Annotated in this window: 23 protein-coding genes and 1 tRNA gene; 12 read left to right on the top strand and 12 right to left on the bottom strand. The window is 65.5% G+C overall.

The features are described from left to right. Positions 1–15: 15 nt before the first annotated feature. The 6 genes from nusB to nrdR form a co-directional block, all read right to left on the bottom strand. Complete coding sequence (gene nusB / locus ABFA30_RS02835) at positions 16–516, bottom strand: transcription antitermination factor NusB (protein WP_225788775.1); 501 nt, start codon at positions 514–516, stop codon at positions 16–18. Beyond that, positions 513–989, bottom strand: a complete 477-nt coding sequence (gene ribE / locus ABFA30_RS02830) for a 6,7-dimethyl-8-ribityllumazine synthase (RefSeq protein ID WP_225788776.1) — start codon at positions 987–989, stop codon at positions 513–515. Before ribE ends, nusB begins: the two co-directional genes overlap by 4 nt. A 91-nt stretch (positions 990–1080) precedes the next feature. Then, a complete protein-coding gene (gene ribBA, locus ABFA30_RS02825) occupies positions 1081–2172 on the bottom strand; it encodes a bifunctional 3,4-dihydroxy-2-butanone-4-phosphate synthase/GTP cyclohydrolase II (RefSeq protein ID WP_253079904.1) in 1092 nt (363 codons plus the stop codon). 18 nt (positions 2173–2190) lie between these two features. Beyond that, a complete protein-coding gene (locus ABFA30_RS02820; protein WP_225788778.1) occupies positions 2191–2856 on the bottom strand; it encodes a riboflavin synthase in 666 nt (221 codons plus the stop codon). Between the two features lie 43 nt (positions 2857–2899). After that, positions 2900–4030, bottom strand: coding sequence for a bifunctional diaminohydroxyphosphoribosylaminopyrimidine deaminase/5-amino-6-(5-phosphoribosylamino)uracil reductase RibD (gene ribD / locus ABFA30_RS02815; RefSeq protein ID WP_410045124.1), 1131 nt, complete (start codon positions 4028–4030; stop codon positions 2900–2902). Positions 4031–4032: 2 nt separating this feature from the next. Continuing rightward, a complete protein-coding gene (gene nrdR, locus ABFA30_RS02810; RefSeq protein WP_225788780.1) occupies positions 4033–4497 on the bottom strand; it encodes a transcriptional regulator NrdR in 465 nt (154 codons plus the stop codon). Between the two features lie 105 nt (positions 4498–4602). Here nrdR and ABFA30_RS02805 point away from each other — a divergent pair, with 105 nt between their 5' ends. Genes ABFA30_RS02805 through trxA form a run of 3 tightly spaced genes read left to right on the top strand, consistent with a single transcriptional unit; the run spans position 4603 to position 6622 of the window. Beyond that, positions 4603–5055: a YbaY family lipoprotein gene (locus ABFA30_RS02805; RefSeq protein WP_225788781.1), complete on the top strand. Its 453-nt coding sequence runs from the start codon at positions 4603–4605 to the stop codon at positions 5053–5055. Next, positions 5056–5715, top strand: a complete 660-nt coding sequence (locus ABFA30_RS02800; RefSeq protein WP_225788782.1) for a class I SAM-dependent methyltransferase — start codon at positions 5056–5058, stop codon at positions 5713–5715. Between the two features lie 31 nt (positions 5716–5746). Continuing rightward, on the top strand, positions 5747–6622 hold the full coding sequence (gene trxA / locus ABFA30_RS02795) for a thioredoxin (protein ID WP_225788783.1): 876 nt from the start codon (positions 5747–5749) through the stop codon (positions 6620–6622). 96 nt (positions 6623–6718) lie between these two features. Here the strand turns inward: trxA and ABFA30_RS02790 are convergent, their stop codons facing one another. Continuing rightward, positions 6719–7063: a hypothetical protein gene (locus ABFA30_RS02790; RefSeq protein WP_410045123.1), complete on the bottom strand. Its 345-nt coding sequence runs from the start codon at positions 7061–7063 to the stop codon at positions 6719–6721. A gap of 135 nt (positions 7064–7198) precedes the next feature. Here ABFA30_RS02790 and ABFA30_RS02785 point away from each other — a divergent pair, with 135 nt between their 5' ends. From ABFA30_RS02785 to ABFA30_RS02765, 5 genes are all read left to right on the top strand, one after another. Beyond that, positions 7199–7771: a DUF2796 domain-containing protein gene (locus tag ABFA30_RS02785; RefSeq protein ID WP_410045122.1), complete on the top strand. Its 573-nt coding sequence runs from the start codon at positions 7199–7201 to the stop codon at positions 7769–7771. Further along, positions 7772–8482, top strand: coding sequence for an ABC transporter ATP-binding protein (locus ABFA30_RS02780; RefSeq protein ID WP_225788786.1), 711 nt, complete (start codon positions 7772–7774; stop codon positions 8480–8482). Continuing rightward, on the top strand, positions 8482–9747 hold the full coding sequence (locus ABFA30_RS02775) for an ABC transporter permease (protein WP_225788787.1): 1266 nt from the start codon (positions 8482–8484) through the stop codon (positions 9745–9747). Before ABFA30_RS02780 ends, ABFA30_RS02775 begins: the two co-directional genes overlap by 1 nt. Then, positions 9725–10291 carry a DUF3299 domain-containing protein gene (locus tag ABFA30_RS02770; RefSeq protein WP_225788788.1) on the top strand — a complete coding sequence of 189 codons (567 nt, stop codon included), beginning with the start codon at positions 9725–9727 and terminating at the stop codon, positions 10289–10291. Before ABFA30_RS02775 ends, ABFA30_RS02770 begins: the two co-directional genes overlap by 23 nt. A 116-nt stretch (positions 10292–10407) precedes the next feature. Beyond that, positions 10408–11091 (top strand): OmpW/AlkL family protein, encoded by a 684-nt coding sequence (locus tag ABFA30_RS02765; protein WP_225788789.1) that lies wholly within the window; start codon positions 10408–10410, stop codon positions 11089–11091. On the opposite strand, the gene ABFA30_RS02760 is transcribed toward ABFA30_RS02765, so the two are convergent. Beyond that, complete coding sequence (locus tag ABFA30_RS02760) at positions 11079–12326, bottom strand: MFS transporter (RefSeq protein ID WP_410045121.1); 1248 nt, start codon at positions 12324–12326, stop codon at positions 11079–11081. The two genes, ABFA30_RS02765 and ABFA30_RS02760, sit on opposite strands and share 13 nt — an antisense overlap. Positions 12327–12427: 101 nt before the next feature. Here ABFA30_RS02760 and ABFA30_RS02755 point away from each other — a divergent pair, with 101 nt between their 5' ends. Further along, positions 12428–12874, top strand: coding sequence for a winged helix-turn-helix transcriptional regulator (locus ABFA30_RS02755; protein WP_410045120.1), 447 nt, complete (start codon positions 12428–12430; stop codon positions 12872–12874). A gap of 197 nt (positions 12875–13071) precedes the next feature. Here the strand turns inward: ABFA30_RS02755 and ABFA30_RS02750 are convergent, their stop codons facing one another. Both ABFA30_RS02750 and ABFA30_RS02745 read right to left on the bottom strand, forming a co-directional pair. Continuing rightward, the gene (locus ABFA30_RS02750; protein ID WP_225788792.1) at positions 13072–14004 is read right to left on the bottom strand and encodes an NAD-dependent epimerase/dehydratase family protein; all 933 of its coding nucleotides are present in this window, start codon (positions 14002–14004) and stop codon (positions 13072–13074) included. Continuing rightward, positions 13997–14881, bottom strand: a complete 885-nt coding sequence (locus ABFA30_RS02745; protein ID WP_225788793.1) for a sugar nucleotide-binding protein — start codon at positions 14879–14881, stop codon at positions 13997–13999. The genes ABFA30_RS02750 and ABFA30_RS02745 overlap by 8 nt, the downstream gene beginning before the upstream one ends. A 371-nt stretch (positions 14882–15252) precedes the next feature. Between ABFA30_RS02745 and ABFA30_RS02740 the strand changes: the two genes are divergently transcribed. Then, entirely contained in the window at positions 15253–16038 is a 786-nt protein-coding gene (locus tag ABFA30_RS02740) for a TSUP family transporter (RefSeq protein ID WP_410045119.1), read from the top strand. Positions 16039–16056: 18 nt separating this feature from the next. Here the strand turns inward: ABFA30_RS02740 and ABFA30_RS02735 are convergent, their stop codons facing one another. Next, positions 16057–16869, bottom strand: a complete 813-nt coding sequence (locus tag ABFA30_RS02735) for a helix-turn-helix domain-containing protein (RefSeq protein WP_225788795.1) — start codon at positions 16867–16869, stop codon at positions 16057–16059. A 179-nt stretch (positions 16870–17048) separates the two neighbouring features. Between ABFA30_RS02735 and ABFA30_RS02730 the strand changes: the two genes are divergently transcribed. Next, on the top strand, positions 17049–18491 hold the full coding sequence (locus tag ABFA30_RS02730) for an alanine/glycine:cation symporter family protein (protein ID WP_225788796.1): 1443 nt from the start codon (positions 17049–17051) through the stop codon (positions 18489–18491). Positions 18492–18563: 72 nt separating this feature from the next. After that, entirely contained in the window at positions 18564–19553 is a 990-nt protein-coding gene (locus ABFA30_RS02725) for an asparaginase (RefSeq protein WP_253091370.1), read from the top strand. Between the two features lie 74 nt (positions 19554–19627). On the opposite strand, the gene ABFA30_RS02720 is transcribed toward ABFA30_RS02725, so the two are convergent. After that, a tRNA-Sec gene (locus ABFA30_RS02720) sits at positions 19628–19723 on the bottom strand. Between the last annotated feature and the right edge of the window lie 2 nt (positions 19724–19725).

Genomic DNA, 19725 nt, shown 5'->3' with positions numbered 1-19725 from the left:
CCGTCGGCGCCGCGATCAGCGCCTGGCTGCCTTGACTTCCGCTTCGCGCAGCATCGGCGCGAGCTTGTCCAGCACACCGTTGACGAACTTGTGGCCATCGGTGGCACCGAAGACCTTGGCCAGCTCGACACCTTCGTTGATCACCACGCGATACGGTACGTCGACACGCTTGATGAACTCCCAGGTGGACAGGCGCAGCACCGCCAGCTCGACCGGGTCGAGCTCGTCCAGTGCCAGGTCCAGGCAGGGCGCCAGGGCCTTGTCGATCTCGCCCTTGATCGCCGGGACCCCATGCAGGATCTCGCGGAAATAGGCGCCATCGACATCGGAGAAATCGTTGTCGACCCGGAACTGAGCCTCGATCTCGTTCAGCGAATGCTTGGCCATGTGCCACTGGTACAGCGCCTGGGTCGCGAGCTTGCGGGCTTCGCGGCGCTTGGCGCTCTTCGAGGGCTTGCCGGCATCCGCCGCGCGTGGCTCGCGCGGGTTGAAACGATCGCTTTCGTCGCTAATCACTTGGCCTCCAACTGCGCCAGCAGGCTGACCATTTCCAGGGCGGACAGGGCTGCTTCGGCGCCTTTGTTGCCAGCCTTGGTGCCGGAGCGCTCGATGGCCTGCTCGATGGAGTCGACGGTCAGGACGCCGAAGGCCACCGGAACACCGAACTCCATGGACACCTGGGCCAGGCCCTTGGTGCACTCGCCCGCCACGTATTCGAAGTGCGGGGTACCGCCACGGATCACCGCGCCCAGGGCGACGATCGCGGAGTACTCGCCTTGTTGGGCGACTTTCTGTGCAACCAGCGGGATCTCGAAGGCGCCAGGGGCACGGATGATGGTGATGTCGCTTTCGCTGACGCCATGGCGTACCAGGGCATCAACGGCACCGCTCACCAGGCTTTCGACGACGAAGCTGTTGAAGCGGCCAACCACCAAAGCATAGCGACCTTTGGGGGCGATGAAGGTACCTTCGATGGTCTTCAGGGTCATTCCGGTGTTCTCATCTTGAAGAGCGAGGCCGCGCATACGCGGCCTGCAGGAGGGTTTGGACACGAGCGGCAGGACGACGGCTGCGCCTGTGTCACTCGGAGGGCACGTATTCTACAACTTCCAGATCGAATCCGGATATCGCGTTGAACTTCATCGGCGAGCTCATCAGGCGCATCTTGCGCACGCCCAGGTCACGCAGGATCTGCGAGCCGGCACCGACGGTGCTGTAGGTGGTCGGCGCCTTGGTCGGGGCATCGCCGGCGCTCTCGCGGATGTGCGCCAGCAGCACGTCGCCATCCAGCGGGTGGCCCAGCAGCAGCACCACGCCGCTGCCGGCCTCGGCCACGGCGCTCATCGCCGCACGCAGGCTCCAGCGCCCCGGCTGCTTGACCATCAGCAGGTCACGCAGCGGGTCCATGTTGTGCACCCGCACCAGGGTCGGCTGTTCGGCACAGATGGTGCCCAGGGTCAGGGCCATGTGCACGTCGCCTTCCACCGAGTCGCGGTAGGTGACCAGGTTGAACTGGCCCAACTCGCTGTCCAGCGGCTGTTCGGAGACGCGCTGCACGGTGCGCTCGTGGATCATGCGGTAGTGGATCAGGTCGGCGATGGTGCCGATCTTCAGGCCGTGCTCGGCGGCGAAGGCCTCCAGTTCCGGACGACGGGCCATGGTGCCGTCGTCGTTCATCACTTCGCAGATCACCCCGCTCGGCTCGAAGCCGGCCATGCGCGCCAGGTCGCAGGCGGCCTCAGTATGGCCGGCGCGGGCCAGGGTGCCACCGGCCTGGGCCATCAGCGGGAAGATGTGGCCGGGGCTGACGATATCGTCGGCCTTGGCGTCGCGGGCCGCGGCGACCTGCACGGTGCGGGCGCGGTCGGCGGCGGAGATGCCGGTGGTCACGCCTTCGGCGGCCTCGATCGACACGGTGAACTTGGTGCCGAAGCCCGAACCGTTGCGCGGCGCCATCAGCGGCAGGCGGAGCGCCTCGCAGCGCTCGCGGGTCATCGGCATGCAGATCAGGCCACGGGCGTGCTTGGCCATGAAGTTGATGTGCTCGGCCTGGCAGCACTCGGCGGCCATGATGATGTCGCCTTCGTTCTCACGGTCTTCGTCGTCCATGAGAATGACCATTTTGCCCTGGCGGATGTCTTCCACCAGCTCTTCGATGCTGTTGAGCGCCACTCGGCACCCCCTTCTCAATCAGGATTTCAGGTAGCCGTTGGCGGCCAGGAAACTTTCGGTGATGCCGCTGCCCTTGCTCGGTTCGGCGGCCTTGTCACCCAGCAGCAGACGCTCCAGGTAACGGGCCAGCAGGTCGACCTCAAGGTTTACCCGACGACCCGGGCGGTAGTCGGCCATGATGGTTTCGGACAGGGTGTGCGGGACGATGGTCAGCTCGAACTCGGCGCCATCGACCTCATTGACCGTCAGGCTGGTGCCGTCGACGGTGATCGACCCTTTGTGGGCGATGTACTTGGCCAGCTCCTTGGGCGCGCGTACGCGGAACTGGATGGCGCGCGCGTTATCGCTGCGCGAGATGATCTCGCCGACACCGTCGACATGGCCGCTGACCAGGTGACCGCCCAGGCGGGTGGTGGGGGTCAGGGCTTTTTCCAGGTTGACCCGGCTGCCGCTCTTGAGGTCGACCATGGCGGTGCGCTTGAGCGTCTCGACGCTGACATCGGCCCAAAAGCCATCGCCGGGCAACTCCACGGCGGTCAGGCAGACACCGTTGACGGCGATGCTGTCGCCCAGCTTGACATCGCCCAGGTCGAGCTTGCCGGTCTCTACATAGAGGCGCACGTCACCGCCCTTGGGGGTCAGGCTGCGGATGGTGCCGATGGATTCGATGATGCCGGTGAACATGGTGTCCTCCTCGGGAACAGGGCTGCGCGTGGCAAGCCAGGCATTATACGCCGGGCGCCGGCAGGGGGATGGCTGTGACCAGCCAGTCATCGCCGACCGCGCGCATGCCGGTGATCTTCAGGCGCGGCGCCTCGCTCATGCTCGACAGCGGCCAGTCCAGCAGCGGCCGGGCTTCGGAGCCCAGGAAAGTGGCGGCCACGAACAACTGGAACTCATCGACCAGCCCCAGGCGGGCGAAGGCACCGGCAAGGCCGGCACCGGCCTCCAGCAGGATTTCGTTGACGCCCCGCTCGCCCAGGGCGCGCATCAGGGCCGGCAGGTCGACGCGCCCGTCGGCCCCTGGCAGGCTCAGCAGTTCATGGCCAGCCGCGGCATAACGTGGATCGTCGCCGGCGGCGGTCACGACCAGGGCTGGCCCGGCCTGGAAGAACGGCGCGTCCAGCGGCAGGCGCAGGCGGCCATCGACCAGCACGCGCAGCGGCGGGCGTGACAGAGCCAGGGCGGTGGTTTCGGCATCCAGCCCCAGTTCGGCGCCGCGTACGGTCATGCGGGCATGGTCGGCCAGCACGCTCTCGGCGCTGGTCAGCACCACACTGGAGCGGGCGCGCAGCCGCTGCACGGCGGCGCGGGCGGCAGGGCCGGTGATCCACTGGCTCTCGCCGCTGGCCATGGCGGTGCGACCGTCCAGGCTCATGGCGAGCTTGGCCCGCACGAACGGCAGGCCGTGCTCCATGCGCTTGAGAAAGCCGGGGTTGAGGGCTCGCGCCTCGGCCTCGAGCACACCGCTACCGACCTCGATGCCGGCCTCGGCCAGGCGCCGCAGGCCTCGGCCGGCCACTTGCGGGTTGGGGTCCTGCATCGCCGCCACCACCCGGGCCACCCCGGCCTTGACCAGTGCCTCGGCGCATGGCGGTGTACGGCCATGGTGGCTGCAGGGCTCCAGGGTCACGTAGGCGCAGGCGCCACGGGCGCGCTCGCCGGCCTGGCGCAGGGCGTGGACCTCGGCATGCGGTTCGCCGGCCCGCACGTGCCAGCCCTCGCCGACCACTTCGCCATTACGCACGATCACGCAGCCCACGCGCGGGTTCGGGTGGGTGCTGTACAGGCCCTTGCGGGCCAGTTCCAGGGCCCGGGCCATGTAGTGGGCGTCGAGGATGGCGGTCTGGCTGGGCATGGTCACTCTTTGGCAGGCTCCCGGGCCAGGCGGTCGATCTCCTCGCGGAACTCGTCGAGGTCCTGGAAACGCCGGTAGACCGAAGCGAAACGGATGTAGGCGACTTCGTCGAGCTTGCGCAGCTCGGCCATCACCAGCTCGCCGACCACCAGCGACTTGACCTCGCGCTCGCCGGTGGCACGCAGCTTGTGCTTGATGTGCGCCAGCGCCGCTTCCAGGCGCTCGACGCTCACCGGGCGCTTCTCCAGGGCCCGCTGCATGCCGGCGCGCAGTTTCTCTTCGTCGAAGGGCTGCCGTGTGCCGTCCTGCTTGATCAGGCGTGGCAAGACCAGTTCGGCGGTCTCGAAGGTGGTGAAACGCTCGCCGCAGGCGAGGCACTCGCGGCGACGGCGCACCTGTTCGCCCTCGGCGACCAGGCGTGAGTCGATGACCTTGGTGTCGTTGGCACCGCAAAACGGACAGTGCATGGTGGCAGGCAACAAAAAAAGGGAGGGCCATGGTAGCGCATCCCACTGGCAAGACAAGCCAAAGGGTTTACCATCCAGTGAAATCTGTCCGTGAAGGATTACCCCATGCACCAACGAGCGCTCGTCGTGCTGTGCTTCGCCGGCCTGCTCGCCGCCTGCGGCAGCGACCGGCCGAAGACCGAGCAACCCCCGGTAGCCCCGCCCGCCAAGGCGGCCAAGCAAAGCGAAGACCCAGGCCCTCTGCCCGCCTACCAGCGCGAACTCAGTGGCACCTTGCTGGAGATACCGGCCGGTGCCGAAGTGGAGCTGGCCCTGCTGGTCATCGACGAACGTGGCCGCCCGCAACGCCTGCTGGCCAGCAGCAACCTCACCGGTACCGGCCAGCCCATGCCCTATCGCCTGCGCTTCAATCCCGAGGCCTTTCCAGCCGGGGCCCGCGTCGAACTGCGCGGCCGCGCCAGCCGCTCCGGCCAATTGATCCTGCACTTGCCGGCGCAGCGCATCTTCCAGGCCACCACCCAGGCCACCGGCCCGCTGCGCTTCCAGAAGGCGCCATAGATGGCGCCGCTGCCCCTGCAACAGGCCCTCGGCGGCCTGATCGGCGAAGCGCGCCTGGTCGTCAGCGAGCTGCCCGGATGCGACCTGCGGCTGTGGCTGATCGATGCCCAGAACATGGATCGCGCCTTCAGCCCAGAGGAAACCCGGCGCATCCTCGAAGAGCCGCCCTACTGGAGTTTCTGCTGGGCCAGCGGCCTGGCCTTGGCGCGCTACCTGGCCGAGCGGCCGGAGTGGGTGCGCGGCAAGCGGGTACTGGACTTCGGCGCCGGCTCAGGCATCGCCGGGATCGCCGCCGCCCGGGCCGGTGCCCTGGAGGTGGTGGCCTGCGACCTCGACCCGCTGGCCCTGGATGCCTGCCGGGCCAATGCCGCGCTCAACGAAGTCGAACTCGGCTACAGCAGCGACTTCTTCGCCGAAGACGACCGTTTTGACCTGATCCTGGTGGCCGACGTGCTCTACGACCGCGCCAACCTGCCCCTGCTCGACGCTTTCCTCGGCCGTGGCCGCCAGGCGCTGGTGGCCGATTCACGGGTGCGCGACTTCAGCCATCCGCTGTATCGTCAGTTGGGCGTACTCGAGGCCCTGACCCTTCCCGACCTGGCCGAGCCGCACGAATTCCGCCGGGTCAGCCTGTACCACGCCAGCCGCGAGCCTTTATAGTGGCGCCATTCAAGGATTTGCGAGAGTCGCGATGAGCCAAGCCCCCACGCCGTATATTTTCGATGCCACCGACGCCAACTTCCAGCAACTGGTGATCGACAACTCCTTCCATAAACCCGTGCTGGTGGACTTCTGGGCCGAATGGTGCGCACCGTGCAAGGCCCTGATGCCGCTGCTGGCGAAGATCGCCGAGGGTTACCAGGGCGAACTGCTGCTGGCCAAGGTCAACTGCGACGTGGAACAGCAGATCGTCGCCCAGTTCGGCATCCGCAGCCTGCCGACCGTAGTGCTGTTCAAGGACGGCCAGCCGGTCGACGGTTTCGCCGGAGCCCAGCCGGAGTCGGCGATCCGCGCCATGCTCGAACCCCATGTGCAGATGCCTGCCGCGCCAACCGCCACGCCACTTGAGGAAGCCAAGGCGCTGTTCGCCGAAAGCCGCTTCAGCGAGGCCGAGGCCACGCTCAAGCTGCTGCTGGGCGAAGACAACAGCAACGCCGAGGCGCTGATCCTCTATGCCCGCTGCCTGGCCGAGCGGGGCGAGCTGGGCGAGGCCGAGGTGGTGCTCGACGCCGTCAAGACCGACGAGCACAAGGCTGCCCTGGCCGGCGCCAAGGCCCAGCTGACCTTCCTGCGCCAGGCCGCCAGCCTGCCGGAAGCCGCCGAGCTGAAAAGTCGCCTGGCGCAGAACCCGCAGGATGACGAAGCCACTTACCAGCTGTGCATCCAGCAACTGGCGCGCCAGCAGTACGAGGCGGCGCTGGATGGTCTGCTCAAGCTGTTCCAGCGTAACCGCGGCTACGAGAACGGCTTGCCGCAGAAGGCACTGCTGCAGGTGTTCGAACTGCTGGGCAATGAACATCCGCTGGTGAGCCTGTACCGCCGCAAGCTGTCAGCTGCAATGTTCTGACAGGCCGTTCTCAGAGCGTTCGGCATCACGGGTCTATTTGGCAGAGCTCCTGGGGAGCGGCGCTTTCTTGGGGCTGCAGAGCAGCCCCCATGCCTCTCAACCGATCCAGTGGTATACCGGCGCATCCACCCCGCTTTCCACCTTCACCTCGCTGCTGTGGCGCAACCGCACCAGCAACCGCTTGCCCGCCGCCGTGCTGCCGGCCAGCCCTTCCAGCCGCTCCAGCAACTCGGGCCCGCTGATCTGCCCCACCTGGCGCAACAGCTCACGCGCCGCCGACCACTGCCCGTCATCCGGGCGAGGCGCAGTACCGACGGCCTCGGCGGCCGCCTCGACAACAGCCGGCACCAGCACTTGACGCCCCAGTTGCGCCCACTCCGCCGGTTCCAGCTCGATAGTCAGGTCCACCGGCCAGTCGCCAATATGTCCGCGAATTCTCACGCTGCCTTCCTTATGTCCAGGGTCGATGCAGCCATGCTCCCATGAACATGAAACCTGCGCCAGGCAGGCTGGCGAGGGCCAGAGAAGTTGTTATAACATTACGAACTCAATTTCCCGCTCGCCCTGGAGTCTTCCATGCGCCGCCTGCTCCTTGCCCTGCCCTTCGCCCTGCTTCCCCTGGCCGTGGCCCACGCCCACGACGACCATGACCACGAGCATGAGCATGCCCATGGCTCCCTCGGTGCCCACGAGCACGGCGTGGCCAAGCTCAACGCCGTGCTCGACGGCAATACCCTGGAACTGGAGCTGGACAGCCCGGCGATGAACCTAGTCGGTTTCGAACATGCCGCCAACAGCGACGCGGACAAGGCCAAGGTCGCCGCCGTACGCCAGCAACTCGAACAGCCCCTGGCACTGTTCGGCCTGGCCCAGGCGGCCGGGTGCAAGGAGGAGGCCCAGGAGCTGGAAAGCCCGCTGTTCGGCGATGCAGCGCATGCCGGCCATGACCCTGCACACGAACAGCAGCACAGCGATATCGAGGCCCATTACCAACTGATCTGCTCGGCGCCCGACCAGCTCACCCGGATCGACCTTGCCCCACTGTTCAAGGCCTTCCCGGCGACCCAGAAGATCAACGTGCAACTGATCGGCCCGAACGGCCAGAAAGGCCTGGAGGCCACGCCGGCCAAGGCCGTGGTCACGTTCTGAATGAGCCAGCCGCTGATCGACCTGCAAGGCCTGGTATTCGCCTGGCCTGGCCAAGCGCCGCTCCTGGACATCCCCGCGTTCCACCTGGACGCGGGCCAGGCGGTGTTCCTCAAGGGCCCCAGCGGTAGCGGCAAGACCACCTTGCTGGGCCTGCTCGGGGGGGTGAATCGCCCCGCGCAGGGCAGCATCCGCCTGCTCGGCCAGGACCTGGGCGCCTTGGGCCAGGGCGCCCGTGATCGCTTCCGGGTCGATCACACCGGCTACATCTTCCAGCAATTCAACCTGCTGCCGTTCCTTTCGGTGCGGGAGAACGTCGAGCTGCCCTGCCGCTTCTCGCGCAGCCGTGCCGAACGCGCCGCCCAGCGCCACGGCAGCATCGACCAGGCTGCCACCCTGCTGCTCGCCCACCTGGGCCTGGACGATCCGGCCCTGCTCGCCCGTCGCGCCGACAGCCTGTCGATCGGCCAACAGCAGCGGGTCGCCGCGGCCCGGGCCTTGATCGGCCAGCCGGAGCTGGTGATCGCCGACGAACCGACTTCGGCGCTCGATGCCGATACCCGCGAGGCGTTCATCCGCCTGCTGTTCGATGAATGCCGGGCAGCCGGTTCCAGCCTGCTGTTCGTCAGCCATGACCAGAGCCTGGCACCACTGTTCGACCGTCATCTGTCGCTGGCCGAGCTCAATCGCGCAGCCAAGCCCCGGGAGGCCTGATGTACCTGCTCCGCCTTGCCTTGGCCAGCCTGGCCAACCGCCGCTTCACAGCGTTTCTCACCGCGTTTGCCATCGCCCTGTCGGTATGCCTGCTGCTGGCCGTGGAGCGCGTGCGCACCGAGGCCCGCGCCAGCTTCGCCAGCACCATCAGCGGCACCGACCTGATCGTCGGCGCCCGTTCCGGCTCGGTGAACCTGCTGCTGTATTCGGTGTTCCGCATCGGCAACGCCACCAACAACATCCGCTGGGACAGCTTCGAGCACTACGCCAAGGACCCACGGGTGAAGTGGGCGATCCCCATTTCCCTGGGCGACTCTCATCGTGGCTACCGGGTGATGGGCACCACCGGCGACTATTTCAGCCACTACCAGTTCGGCCGCCGGCAGCACCTGGCGCTGAGCCAGGGCCGGCCGTTCGCCGAGGACCCGTTCGAGGTGGTGCTCGGCGCCGAAGTCGCCGAGGCGCTGCACTACAAGCTCGGCGACAAGCTGGTGCTGGCCCACGGCGTGGCGGCCATCAGCCTGGTCAAGCACGACGACAAACCCTTCACCGTGGTGGGCATCCTGCAGCGCACCGGTACACCGGTGGACCGTACCCTGCACATCAGCCTGGCCGGGATGGAGGCCATCCACATCGACTGGCACAACGGCGTGCCGGCCCGTGGCGCCGGGCGCATCAGCGCCGAACAGGCGCGCACCATGGACCTGCAGCCGGCCGCCATCACCGCCTTCATGCTGGGGCTGAACAGCAAGATCGCCACTTTCAGCCTGCAGCGGGAGATCAACGAGTTCCGCGGCGAGCCACTGCTGGCGATCCTCCCTGGCGTAGCCCTGCAGGAGCTGTGGAGCCTGATGGGCACCGCCGAGCAGGCGCTGTTCGTGGTCTCGCTGTTCGTGGTGCTGACCGGGCTGATCGGCATGCTCACGGCAATCCTCACCAGCCTCAACGAACGCCGCCGCGAAATGGCCATCCTGCGCTCGGTCGGCGCCCGCCCCTGGCATATCGCCGGGCTGCTGGTGCTGGAAGCCCTGGCCCTGGCGGTGGCCGGCATCGTCGCCGGGCTGGGCCTGCTGTACGCGGGGATCGCCCTGGCCCAGGGGTATGTCCAGGCCAACTACGGCCTGTACCTGCCACTGGCCTGGCCAAGCGCTCACGAGTGGACCCTGTTGGCTGTCATACTCGCGGCGGCACTGCTGATGGGCAGCGTGCCGGCCTGGCGCGCCTACCGGCAGTCGCTGGCCGATGGCCTGTCGATCCACCTCTGACCCTGGAGCAACTGCTTTGCTTTATCAGTACCGGCCCATCCTGCTGGGGCTCCTATTGCTCTTCGCTCCCCTCACATGGGCGCAAGAGCCGCGCACCCTCGACTGGCCCGCCCTGATTCCCGAAGGCGCGCCGGTGATCCCGCCACAGCTGGCGCCGCTGCATGACCTCTCGCAACTGAGCGACGCCTTGTCTGCCGAGTCGGCCCCCGCAGCACGCCAGCAGGCACCCGACGCCCCGGTGGTCAAGGCGCTGGATGGCCAGCAAGTGAAGCTGCCCGGCTACATCGTGCCGCTGGAAGTCAGCGAGGAAGGGCGCACCACCGAATTCCTCCTGGTGCCCTACTACGGCGCGTGCATCCACGTGCCGCCCCCACCGTCGAACCAGATCGTGCATATCTTCAGCGAGATGGGCGTGCGCATCGAAGACCTGTACCAGCCCTACTGGATCGAAGGGCGCATGCAGGTAAAGGCCAGCAGCAGCGAGCTGGCCGACGCCGGTTACCTGATGGAAGCGGAGAAAATCTACGCCTATGAGTTGCAATGAGAACTACTTCCGCTTCATGAAACGGCTTCGTTGAGCTGAATCAACAGTTTGTTTCGACCGGCTCCTTACCATTGGACTACTCGATTACTCACGTCCTTTGTCCTTTGGGAGCTTCCATGAACAAGTCCTTGCTCGGCGCCTCGCTCGTTGCCCTGGCGCTCGCAGCCCCTGTTGCCCACGCCCACCAGGCGGGCGACATCATCATCCGTGCCGGCGCCGCCACCGTTTCGCCGAACGAAGACAGCAGCGCCCTGAAGCTCGATGGCGCCAAGGTCTCGGGCACCAAGGCGACGCTGGACAGCGACACCCAGTTGGGCCTGACCTTCGCCTACATGCTCACCGACCACATCGGCCTGGAGCTGCTGGCCGCCACCCCATTCAACCACACCGTGGCGGTCAAGGGCCTCGGCCCAGGCCTGGACGGCAAGCTGGCCGACATCAAGCACCTGCCACCGACCCTGTCGCTGCAGTACTACCCGATGGCACCGACCTCGAAGTTCCAGCCCTACGCCGGCATCGGCATCAACTACACGATGTTCTTCGACGAAGACCTCAGCAGCGCGCGCAAGCAGCAGGGCTTCAGCAACCTGAAGCTGCAGGACTCGGTCGGCCTGGCCGGCCAACTGGGCATGGACTACATGCTCACCGACAACCTGCTGGTCAACGCCTCGGTCTGGTACATCGACATCGACACCAAGGCCACCGTCGACGGCCCGAACGCCCTGGGCGTGGGCAAGACCAAGGTCGACGTGGATGTCGACCCGTGGGTCTACATGGTCGGTATCGGTTACAAGTTCTGATCCCCTCCCGGCATGGCGGCTCCGGCCGCCATGCCACACCGCCCCTCAACGATTCGCAGGTACAGCCAGTACCCCCAGGCCAGTGCGCTGATCGATGCACCCAGGCCACACACCGCCATCCAGCCCCAACGGGCATGCAACCAAGTCGCGGCTACCGCGCCCAGGCCACTGCCGATCGAATAACAGCACATGTAGGCACCGATCAGCCGGCTAGCCATTTCGCCGCGCCCCGCCAGCAGCAGGCTCTGGTTGGTGACGTGTACCGCCTGCACGGCGAAGTCCAGCATCAATACACCCAGCGCCAGGGCCAGCAGCGATTGTCCGAGCAGCGCGCTCGGCAGCCATGACAACGTCAACACCGCCAGGGCCAACCCAGTGGTGCGCTCTCCCAGGCCCCGATCGGCCATACGGCCCGCACGCGCCGCTGCCAAGACTCCGGCGATGCCAGCCAGGCCGAACAGGCCGACCTGGGTATGGCTCAGGGCTAGCGGCGCAGCACTCAAGGGCAGCACCATGGTGCTCCACAGCACGCTGAAGGCAGCAAAGATCAGCAGCGCAAGCAGGCCCCGCTGGCGCAAGAGACGATCGTATCGGTACAGGCCGATCAGAGAACCGAGCAACGCCCGATACCCCTGCCTACGCTCTCCGGGCGGGGCGCCGGGCAGGGTTCGCCACAACAGCAAGGCCATCACCATGACCAGACCCGCCGCGCCAAGGTAGACACTCCGCCAACCGGCCAGGTCAGCCATGCCCCCAGCAACCAGGCGCGCCAACAGGATGCCCAGCACTACACCGCTGGTGACCGCGCCCACCACCTGGCCCTGGCGGGTGGGTGAGGCCAGGGTGGCGGCATGGGCCACCATCACCTGCACCACCACAGCCATCAACCCGACCACGCCCATGGCCGCCAGCAGCACGGCCCAATCCCAGGCCATGCCCACCGTCAGCAAGGCCAGCATCGATAGCAGTAGTTGGCACAGGATCAAGCGCTTGCGATCGAACAGGTCGCCCAGCGGCACGATCAACAACAGGCCAACGGCATAGCCCGCCTGGGTCGAGCCGACCACCAGACCGACGTGTGCCTGACTGATTCCCAGGCTGGCCGCCATGGCCCCCAGCAAAGGTTGGGCAAAATACACTGTGGCTACCGCCAGGGCGCAAGTGGTGGCGAGCAGCAACGTCAGCGAGCGGCTCGGTTGATCGTGAACAAGAGACTCGGGATGCGGGGACGGCATGGCACACTCCTGTGCATTCTGGTTGCAAATTGAAACCACAAGCTGGCTTTCTAGCAAATGTGGTTTTAATCTGCAACCAGACTGATCCGAAGGGTTACCCCATGCTCGACGAGAGAAACAACCAATGCCCAGTGGCCCGAGCTCTTAAAGTGATCGGAGACCGTTGGTCGCTGATGATCCTGCGTGACGCCTTCGATGGCTTGCGACGTTTCAGTGAGTTTCAGAAGAACCTGGGGCTGGCGAAAAACATCCTCGCCTCACGCCTGAAGCAGCTGGTGGAGAGCGGCCTGCTTGAGTTACGGCCAGCCTCGGACGGCAGTGCCTACAAGGAATACGTCATGACCGAGCAGGGGTGCGCGGTCTTCCCCATCGTCATCGGCATGCGCCAATGGGGTGAGCGGTTCCTGTTCGAGGCAGGCGAGACGCGCTCACAGTTGGTGGACAACGCCACTGGGCAGCCCATCGATACATTGGTGGTACGAGCAAAGGATGGTCGGATTCTAAGCCCCGAGGATTGCCATCGGCAGGCTGTGCGCCACAGTGGATGAACGTCATGACGGCAGTCCGGCCCGGTTCGCAGATAGGCTCAATGCCGGTCAGTCAAGCGGTGCGTTGATCTTGGGGCTGCGTTGCAGCCCATCGCCGGCAAGCCGGCTCCCACAGGAGCAGAGTTAGCCGTACATGATGCTGCTTGCTGGGACATGTGGGGGCAGGCTTGCTTGCGAATAAGCAGATGAGGTGCCCGTCAGGCCTTGCCCAACAAACGCGCCAGCCCCTCGACCATCGAAGTCGGCTGCGCAAACGCGAAACGCGCCAGCAAGCGCGTATTGTCGGCCCGGGAATGGCGGATATCGCCCGAGCGCGGCGGGCCGTAGCTGACCGCGGGCAGGTGGCCGACCACCTGCTCCAGGGCGGCCAGCAACTGGTTCAGCGAAGTGGCCTGGTTCAGGCCGATGTTCACCGCCCCCTCCTCGACCTGCTCCTGCTCCAGGGCCTGGACCATCACCTGTACCAGGTCACCGACATAGAGAAAGTCGCGGGTCTGCTCGCCATCGCCGAACACGGTGATCGGCAAGCCCTTGGTGGCACGTTCGCAGAAGATGCTGATCACCCCGGAATACGGCGAGGACGGGTCCTGGCGCGGTCCGAAGATATTGAAGAAGCGGAACACCACTGGCTCCAGCCCGTGCTGGCGACGGTAGAAGTCCAGGTATTGCTCGCTGGCCAGCTTGTCTACCGCATAGGGCGTCAAGGGTGCCTTGGGCGTGTCCTCGGCGATCGACTCGCCTTCGCCGTTGTTGCCGTACACCGCCGCGCTGGAAGCGAACAGCACGCGGCGTATGCCGTTTACGCGCATCGCCTCGCAGACGTTGAGGGTACCGACGAAGTTGCTCTGGTGGGTTCGCACCGGGTCTTCGACCGACGCCTGCACCGAGGCGACCGCCGCCAGGTGGACCACGGCGCAGCAGCCGGCAGCCGCACGCTTGACCAGTGCGGCATCGGCGACATCGCCTTCGATCAGCTCCAGGCCAGGGTGGTCGAGCCGCAGGTTGTCGCGCTTGCCGGTGGACAAGTCGTCCAGCACGCGCACCGCATGGCCTTTGTCCAGCAACGCATCGCACAGGTGCGAACCAATGAAGCCGGCACCGCCGGTGATCAGGATGGGGGCGTCAGCCATGTCGGTAGAACCGGTCCAGTAGGGGTGGCAAGCCGGCGCGCCAGGCACGGGGCTTGATACCGAAGGTGTGAAGGATCTTCTTGCAGGCCAGCACGGCGTTCTGTGGCTCCTCGCTGGCATCCGGGCGCGCGGCATGGGCCTGGGGCGTGGGCGCCTGCACGGCCAGCTTGTGCCATTGCGCCGCCTCGCTGAGGATAGCCTGCCCCAGCGCCAGCGGCGTGGTGGCCTCGTTGCCGGCGTAATGGTAGGTGCCCCACAAGGGCGCATCGCAATCGAGTTGCTTGAGCACCGAGAGGATCACCCGCGCGGCATCGTCCACCGGCGTCGGGTTACCGCGACGGTCGTCCGCCAGCAACAATTCCTGGGGTTGCTCGGCACGGGTGAGGAAGCGACCCAGCACGCCATCGATGCTCTCGTCCAGCACCCAGCCGAAGCGCAGCAACACATGCTGCGGGCAGGTCGCCCGCACGCTCTGCTCGATACGCCACAGCGCCTGGCCGCGCAGCCCCAGGGGCACCGGCTCGTCCTTCTCGCTGTAGGCCGTGGCCCGCGAACCGTCGAACACCCGGTAGCTGGAGGGCTGCACCAGGATGATCTGGTGGTGCTGGCACAGCTCCGCCAGCCGCTCCACCGCCCGCTCCTGTTGCGCCAGGCGCTGCTCGCTGACCGACTCGGCCTGGAACCAGTCGAAGTAATAGGCCAGGTTGACCACCGCATCGGGGCGCTGTTCGTCGAGCAGCAGGGTCAGGCTGGCCGGGTCCCAGCCGTTTTCCGGCGGACGCGGTGCCAGGAATCCGATGTCCTCCTCGGCCCCGAGACGAATCAGCGCTTGCCCGAGGGCATTGCCACCACCCAACAGCATCAGGCGCATACGCATAGAGTCAGCAGATCCGAACAGGTTGATAGAAGGAAAGCGAACATTTTGCGGGTTCCGATCAGGGAAGTCCAACCTTACGCGCTTGATACAACTCCCGCTGACCTTGCTCATGCCTATCGATCATTGGGAGTTTTCCTATATACGAGACAGACCAGATCCTGCATCGCAAAACCAAAAAAACTTGCCTAAATACTTGCCGGCAAACCACCAGGAAAAAACCAACGCACACAACTAAGAATACTTAGATGAATATCGTGTGCACCTCAACATTTCGACTCGTGGAAAACCAAGCTCCCCCAATATATGCACCCAGTGGCTTCCAAGCCTGCCCCTTTTCGGCCTCGTACGTGACTAATTCCAGCAGGCGCCCCATGGATATAGAACTTTCAACGCTACTGTTGCTGGGCGCCATCGCCCTCTTTGCAGGCTTCTTCGATGCCATTGCAGGCGGTGGTGGGCTGCTCACCCTTCCAGCGCTGTTCATTGCGGGTTTCGGCCCCGTGCTGGCCATCGCCACCAATAAATTCCAGGCGTCCTCTGCCAGCGTCTCGGCCACCGTCGCCTTTGCCCGCAAGCGGATGATCGATTGGAAATCAGGGCGGCCAATGGCTGCACTGTCTTTTGCAGGTGGTGCGGCAGGCGCACTTTCGGTAACTCTGCTCGACAGAGCGATACTTGAAACCTCCGTCCCCTTGCTGTTGATTGCAGTTGCAGTCTACTTCGCCTTCACCCCGAAACTGGATGAACGTCAGCGTGCAGCCAAACTGTCGATGACTTGCTTCACCCTTACCCTTGTACCGCTGATTGGCTTCTACGATGGAATATTCGGCCCAGGCACCGGCTCATTCTTCATGGTTGCCTTCACACTCTTGCTCGGGCAGAACATCCTGCAGGCTGTTTGCAACAGCAAACTGCTCAATGCCTCATGCAACCTCGGGGCTCTCCTGGTATTCATGCTTGGCGGCGCCATCCTGTGGCCATTGGCATTGACAATGGCGGCCTGCGCCATCGTCGGCGCACAAGCAGGGGCTCGCTGCGCCCTGCATTTCGGGCCACGGCTCATCAAACCCTTGCTGATTTCAGTGTGTTGCCTCATGGCGCTGCGACTGCTGTTCAGCGATGGCAACCCGATCGGCCAATGGCTGCGACACCTCTGACCCATAACTGCCTGCAACTCACTCGATCTCGAACAACCCATTGCTGAGCGGCCCCACGCTCAGCCGCTCACGCACGTCGTCATCGATACGCGGGTCGTCCGGCTGGTACAGCCGGACCTGGCGGTAGGCATTGATGCGGTTGATTTCCTCGCCCAGGTACTCCCAGACCACACGGGTGCAGGCGGGGTTGCGCCGGTCGCCGCTGGAGACGCCGGTCTTGAGGCCGTTGAGGCGGGTGATGCGGCTCTTGAAGCTGGGGATGAGGATGGTCTGGCTCATCTCGTTGAGGGTCAGCGACTCGTAGTCGATCAGAAATACCCGGTCCTGCAGCTGGAAAGCCGCGCCCAGGTAGCGGCAGCGTATTTCGGCGTGCACGTCGGTGGCGCTGGTGCGCTCCTGCCGCTCCTGGCGCTCGAACAGGAAACGGCCGCGTTCCTCCCATAGATGCACCAGCGACACCAGGACCGAACCGGGTACCGACATGCAGTTGGAATACTCGAAGTAATAGCCGCAATAGCGCGACAGGTTGCCGGCGTGCTCGTGCAACGGCCTGAACAGCTCGCTGATCGGGTCATCGTGCTGCCCCGCCTGCGTGGACAGGTTGCGCACACCGATCAGGCGGGCGAACTGCTCCGGCGGCAGGCCCAGCTCGTAACCCTCGACGCCGAAAAAGTCGCCGATGCGCTTGAGGTTGTAGGCCGTCGGACGGCTCTGACCGCTCAGGTACTTGTTGAACTGCGCGCGGTTGATCGACAGTTGCCGGCAAACCTCCGAGATAGAGCGGTAATGGCTGCAGGCCAATTTGAGGTTGGTAGCGAAGTGATCGCCCATGAAACGATGTCCAGCTGATGCGAGTGACGTCATTCTAGCATCAAGTCGCATCAACTCAGAGCAACCCGCGAAATTGTAACCATTGGTGTCATGACCAACCATGCGCGCCAACGAAAGCGGCGCGTCCTTGCGCCCGCTGTTCTTTCCACGCGAAGAATAAGAATCGAGGTCATTTCCCAATGCTCGAAGCACTCAACGATTTCCTTTCGGGGAAACTCCTCATCGTGCTGATCGTCGGACTCGGCGGTTACTTCACCCTCCGTTCGCGGTTCGTCCAGTTCCGCCACTTCGGCCACATGTTCGGCGTCTTCAAGGAGTCGCTGCGTGGCCAGGCCGGCCAGTTGAGCTCGTTCCAGGCCCTGATGCTGAGCCTCGCCGGGCGCGTTGGCGCAGGCAATATCGCCGGTGTCGGCATCGCCGTGACCCTGGGCGGCCCGGGGGCGGTGTTCTGGATGTGGGTCACCGCGCTGGTGGGCATGTCCAGCAGCTTTTTCGAATGCACCCTGGCCCAGGTCTACAAGCGCACCGACGGCGATGGCCTGTACCGTGGCGGCCCGGCCTACTACATCCTGCACGGCCTGAAGCTCAAGAGCATGGCGGTGGTGTTCTCCATCCTGCTGCTGGTGACCTACGGCTTCGCCTTCAACGGCCTGCAGTCGTACACCGTCACCCACTCGCTGCAGAACGCCTTCGGCTTCGCCCCGAACCACACCGGTATCGCCCTGGCCGTGCTGCTGGCGATCGTCTTCCTCGGTGGCATCAAGCGCATCGCCGCGGTCTCGGACCTGCTGGTGCCGGTCAAGACCTTGGCCTACATCGGCGTGACCCTGTACGTGATCGGTAGCCAGATCGAGCACGTCCCGGCCATGCTGGAAACCATCTTCAAGAGCGCCTTCGGCCTCGACCCGGCCTTCGGCGGCCTGCTCGGCAGCGCCATCGTCATGGGCGTCAAGCGTGGTGTGTTCGCCAACGAAGCGGGTCTGGGCAGCGCCCCGAACGTTGCCGCCGTGGCGGCCGTGAAACACCCCGGTGCCCAGGGCGTGGTGCAGGCGTTCAGCGTGTTCCTCGATACCTTCGTGATCTGCACCTGCACCGCGCTGCTGATCCTGCTGTCGGGTTTCTATACCCCAGGCTTCGAAGGCGACGGTATCGTCCTGACCCAGAACTCCCTGGCGGCAGTGGTCGGTGACTGGGGCCGCCTGTTCGTCAGCGTTGCCCTGTCGCTGTTCGTCTTCACCTGCATCCTCTACAACTACTACCTGGGCGAGAACAGCCTGCTGTTCCTCAGCCGCAACCGCGCGGTGCTGATGGGCTACCGTGGCCTGGTGCTGGCGCTGGTCATCTGGGGTTCGGTGCAGGACCTGTCCACGGTGTTCGCCTTCGCCGACATCACCATGACCTGCCTGGCGTTCGTCAACCTGATCGCCCTGGCCCTGCTGTTCAAGATCGGCCTGCGGGTGATGCGCGACTACGACGCCCAGCGCCGTGCCGGTATCGCCCAGCCGGTATTCGACTCGGCCAAGTTCACCGACCTGGACCTGGACCGCAACGCCTGGCCTGCCAATCCACAGGCTGAAACAGCCGCTGACAACGCCGTCGGCCAAGTCCAGCCGCAGCGCTGATATCCTCCCCTGCCCAGCCGCCCCGTCCGCGGGCGGCTGCCCTTTCTCCGCTCACCGCTACGGAAGGTTCCCATGCGTGCAGTCAAGAATCTCCTCGTTCTCTATACCGGTGGCACCATCGGTATGCTGCAGTCACCCGAAGGCCTGGCACCGGCCGGCGGTTTCGAAGCGCGAATGCGCGAATACCTGGCGCAACAGGCCGATGCGCCGCGCCTTGCATGGGCCTTGCGCGAGCTCGACCCGCTGATCGATAGCGCCAACATGCAGCAGGCCAACTGGCTGGCCATGCGCGACGCCATCGTCGAGGCGGTGGAACGCCAGGGCCATGACGGCGTGCTGGTGCTGCACGGCACCGACACCCTGGCCTACAGCGCCGCGGCCCTGTCCTTCCTGCTGCTTGGCCTGCCGGTACCGGTGCTGCTGACCGGCTCCATGCTGCCGGCAGGCGCTCCGGGCAGCGACGCCTGGAGCAACCTGTGCGGAGCCTTGCGCCTGTTCGAGAGTGGCCTGGAGGATGGCGTGCAGCTGTATTTCCACGGTCAGCTGTTGCACGGCTGCCGCACGTCGAAACTGCGTAGCGAAGCCTTCGATGCCTTTGCCGCCCTGCCCCGCCAGCGCGACGGTGAACGCGCCCCGGCGATTCCACCGGCGCTGGACTATCGCCAGCCGCGCCAGCCGGTGAACCTTGCGGTACTGCCGGTCGTCCCCGGTTTGCGGGCGGATCTGCTGCAGGCCGTGTTCGACAGCGGCGTGCAGGGCCTGGTGCTGGAGTGCTATGGCAGCGGCACCGGCCCATCCGACGACCAGGCCCTGCTCGATGCCCTGCACGACGCGCGCCAGGGCGGGGTGATGATCGTGGCGATCAGCCAGTGTCCGGAGGGCTCGGTGGTGTTCGATACCTATGCCGCTGGCAGCCGCCTGCGCGATGCCGGGCTGGTCAGTGGCGGCGGCATGACCCGGGAAGCGGCGCTGGGCAAGTTGTTCGCCCTGCTGGGGGCTGGGTTGGATGTGCAGGCGGCCGAGCATTGGTTTGCCCTGGACCTTTGCGGCGAGCGGGCATGACGGCGGCGTCCGTACGGACGCACTCGCGGGGGGCTGCCGTCAACCGAGTCGTCTTAATGGGGCTGCTGGGAAAGTGGCGGAAGGCAGCGGGAGTCGAACCTGCCCGGGAACGGCTGCCGTCCCCAACCGGGTTTGAAGCCCGGCCGCGCCACCGGGCGCGATTGCCTTCCTT

The organism is Pseudomonas sp. HLMP (assembly GCF_046365545.1).
Classification (GTDB): Bacteria; Pseudomonadota; Gammaproteobacteria; order Pseudomonadales; family Pseudomonadaceae; genus Aquipseudomonas; species Aquipseudomonas guariconensis_B.
The sequence above is the reverse complement of the archived record's forward strand: the minus strand, read 5'-3'. Positions and strand labels throughout refer to the sequence as shown.

Coding starts and splice junctions, on each gene's coding strand:
- ribE (WP_225788776.1), bottom strand. CDS start 989: ATGACCCTGAAGACCATCGAAGGTACCTTCATCGCCCCCAAAGGTCGC.
- ABFA30_RS02820 (WP_225788778.1), bottom strand. CDS start 2,856: ATGTTCACCGGCATCATCGAATCCATCGGCACCATCCGCAGCCTGACC.
- ribD (WP_410045124.1), bottom strand. CDS start 4,030: ATGCCCAGCCAGACCGCCATCCTCGACGCCCACTACATGGCCCGGGCC.
- nrdR (WP_225788780.1), bottom strand. CDS start 4,497: ATGCACTGTCCGTTTTGCGGTGCCAACGACACCAAGGTCATCGACTCA.
- ABFA30_RS02805 (WP_225788781.1), top strand. CDS start 4,603: ATGCACCAACGAGCGCTCGTCGTGCTGTGCTTCGCCGGCCTGCTCGCC.
- ABFA30_RS02800 (WP_225788782.1), top strand. CDS start 5,056: ATGGCGCCGCTGCCCCTGCAACAGGCCCTCGGCGGCCTGATCGGCGAA.
- trxA (WP_225788783.1), top strand. CDS start 5,747: ATGAGCCAAGCCCCCACGCCGTATATTTTCGATGCCACCGACGCCAAC.
- ABFA30_RS02785 (WP_410045122.1), top strand. CDS start 7,199: ATGCGCCGCCTGCTCCTTGCCCTGCCCTTCGCCCTGCTTCCCCTGGCC.
- ABFA30_RS02780 (WP_225788786.1), top strand. CDS start 7,772: ATGAGCCAGCCGCTGATCGACCTGCAAGGCCTGGTATTCGCCTGGCCT.
- ABFA30_RS02775 (WP_225788787.1), top strand. CDS start 8,482: ATGTACCTGCTCCGCCTTGCCTTGGCCAGCCTGGCCAACCGCCGCTTC.
- ABFA30_RS02770 (WP_225788788.1), top strand. CDS start 9,725: ATGGCCTGTCGATCCACCTCTGACCCTGGAGCAACTGCTTTGCTTTAT.
- ABFA30_RS02765 (WP_225788789.1), top strand. CDS start 10,408: ATGAACAAGTCCTTGCTCGGCGCCTCGCTCGTTGCCCTGGCGCTCGCA.
- ABFA30_RS02760 (WP_410045121.1), bottom strand. CDS start 12,326: ATGCCGTCCCCGCATCCCGAGTCTCTTGTTCACGATCAACCGAGCCGC.
- ABFA30_RS02755 (WP_410045120.1), top strand. CDS start 12,428: ATGCTCGACGAGAGAAACAACCAATGCCCAGTGGCCCGAGCTCTTAAA.
- ABFA30_RS02750 (WP_225788792.1), bottom strand. CDS start 14,004: ATGGCTGACGCCCCCATCCTGATCACCGGCGGTGCCGGCTTCATTGGT.
- ABFA30_RS02745 (WP_225788793.1), bottom strand. CDS start 14,881: ATGCGTATGCGCCTGATGCTGTTGGGTGGTGGCAATGCCCTCGGGCAA.
- ABFA30_RS02740 (WP_410045119.1), top strand. CDS start 15,253: ATGGATATAGAACTTTCAACGCTACTGTTGCTGGGCGCCATCGCCCTC.
- ABFA30_RS02735 (WP_225788795.1), bottom strand. CDS start 16,869: ATGGGCGATCACTTCGCTACCAACCTCAAATTGGCCTGCAGCCATTAC.
- ABFA30_RS02730 (WP_225788796.1), top strand. CDS start 17,049: ATGCTCGAAGCACTCAACGATTTCCTTTCGGGGAAACTCCTCATCGTG.
- ABFA30_RS02725 (WP_253091370.1), top strand. CDS start 18,564: ATGCGTGCAGTCAAGAATCTCCTCGTTCTCTATACCGGTGGCACCATC.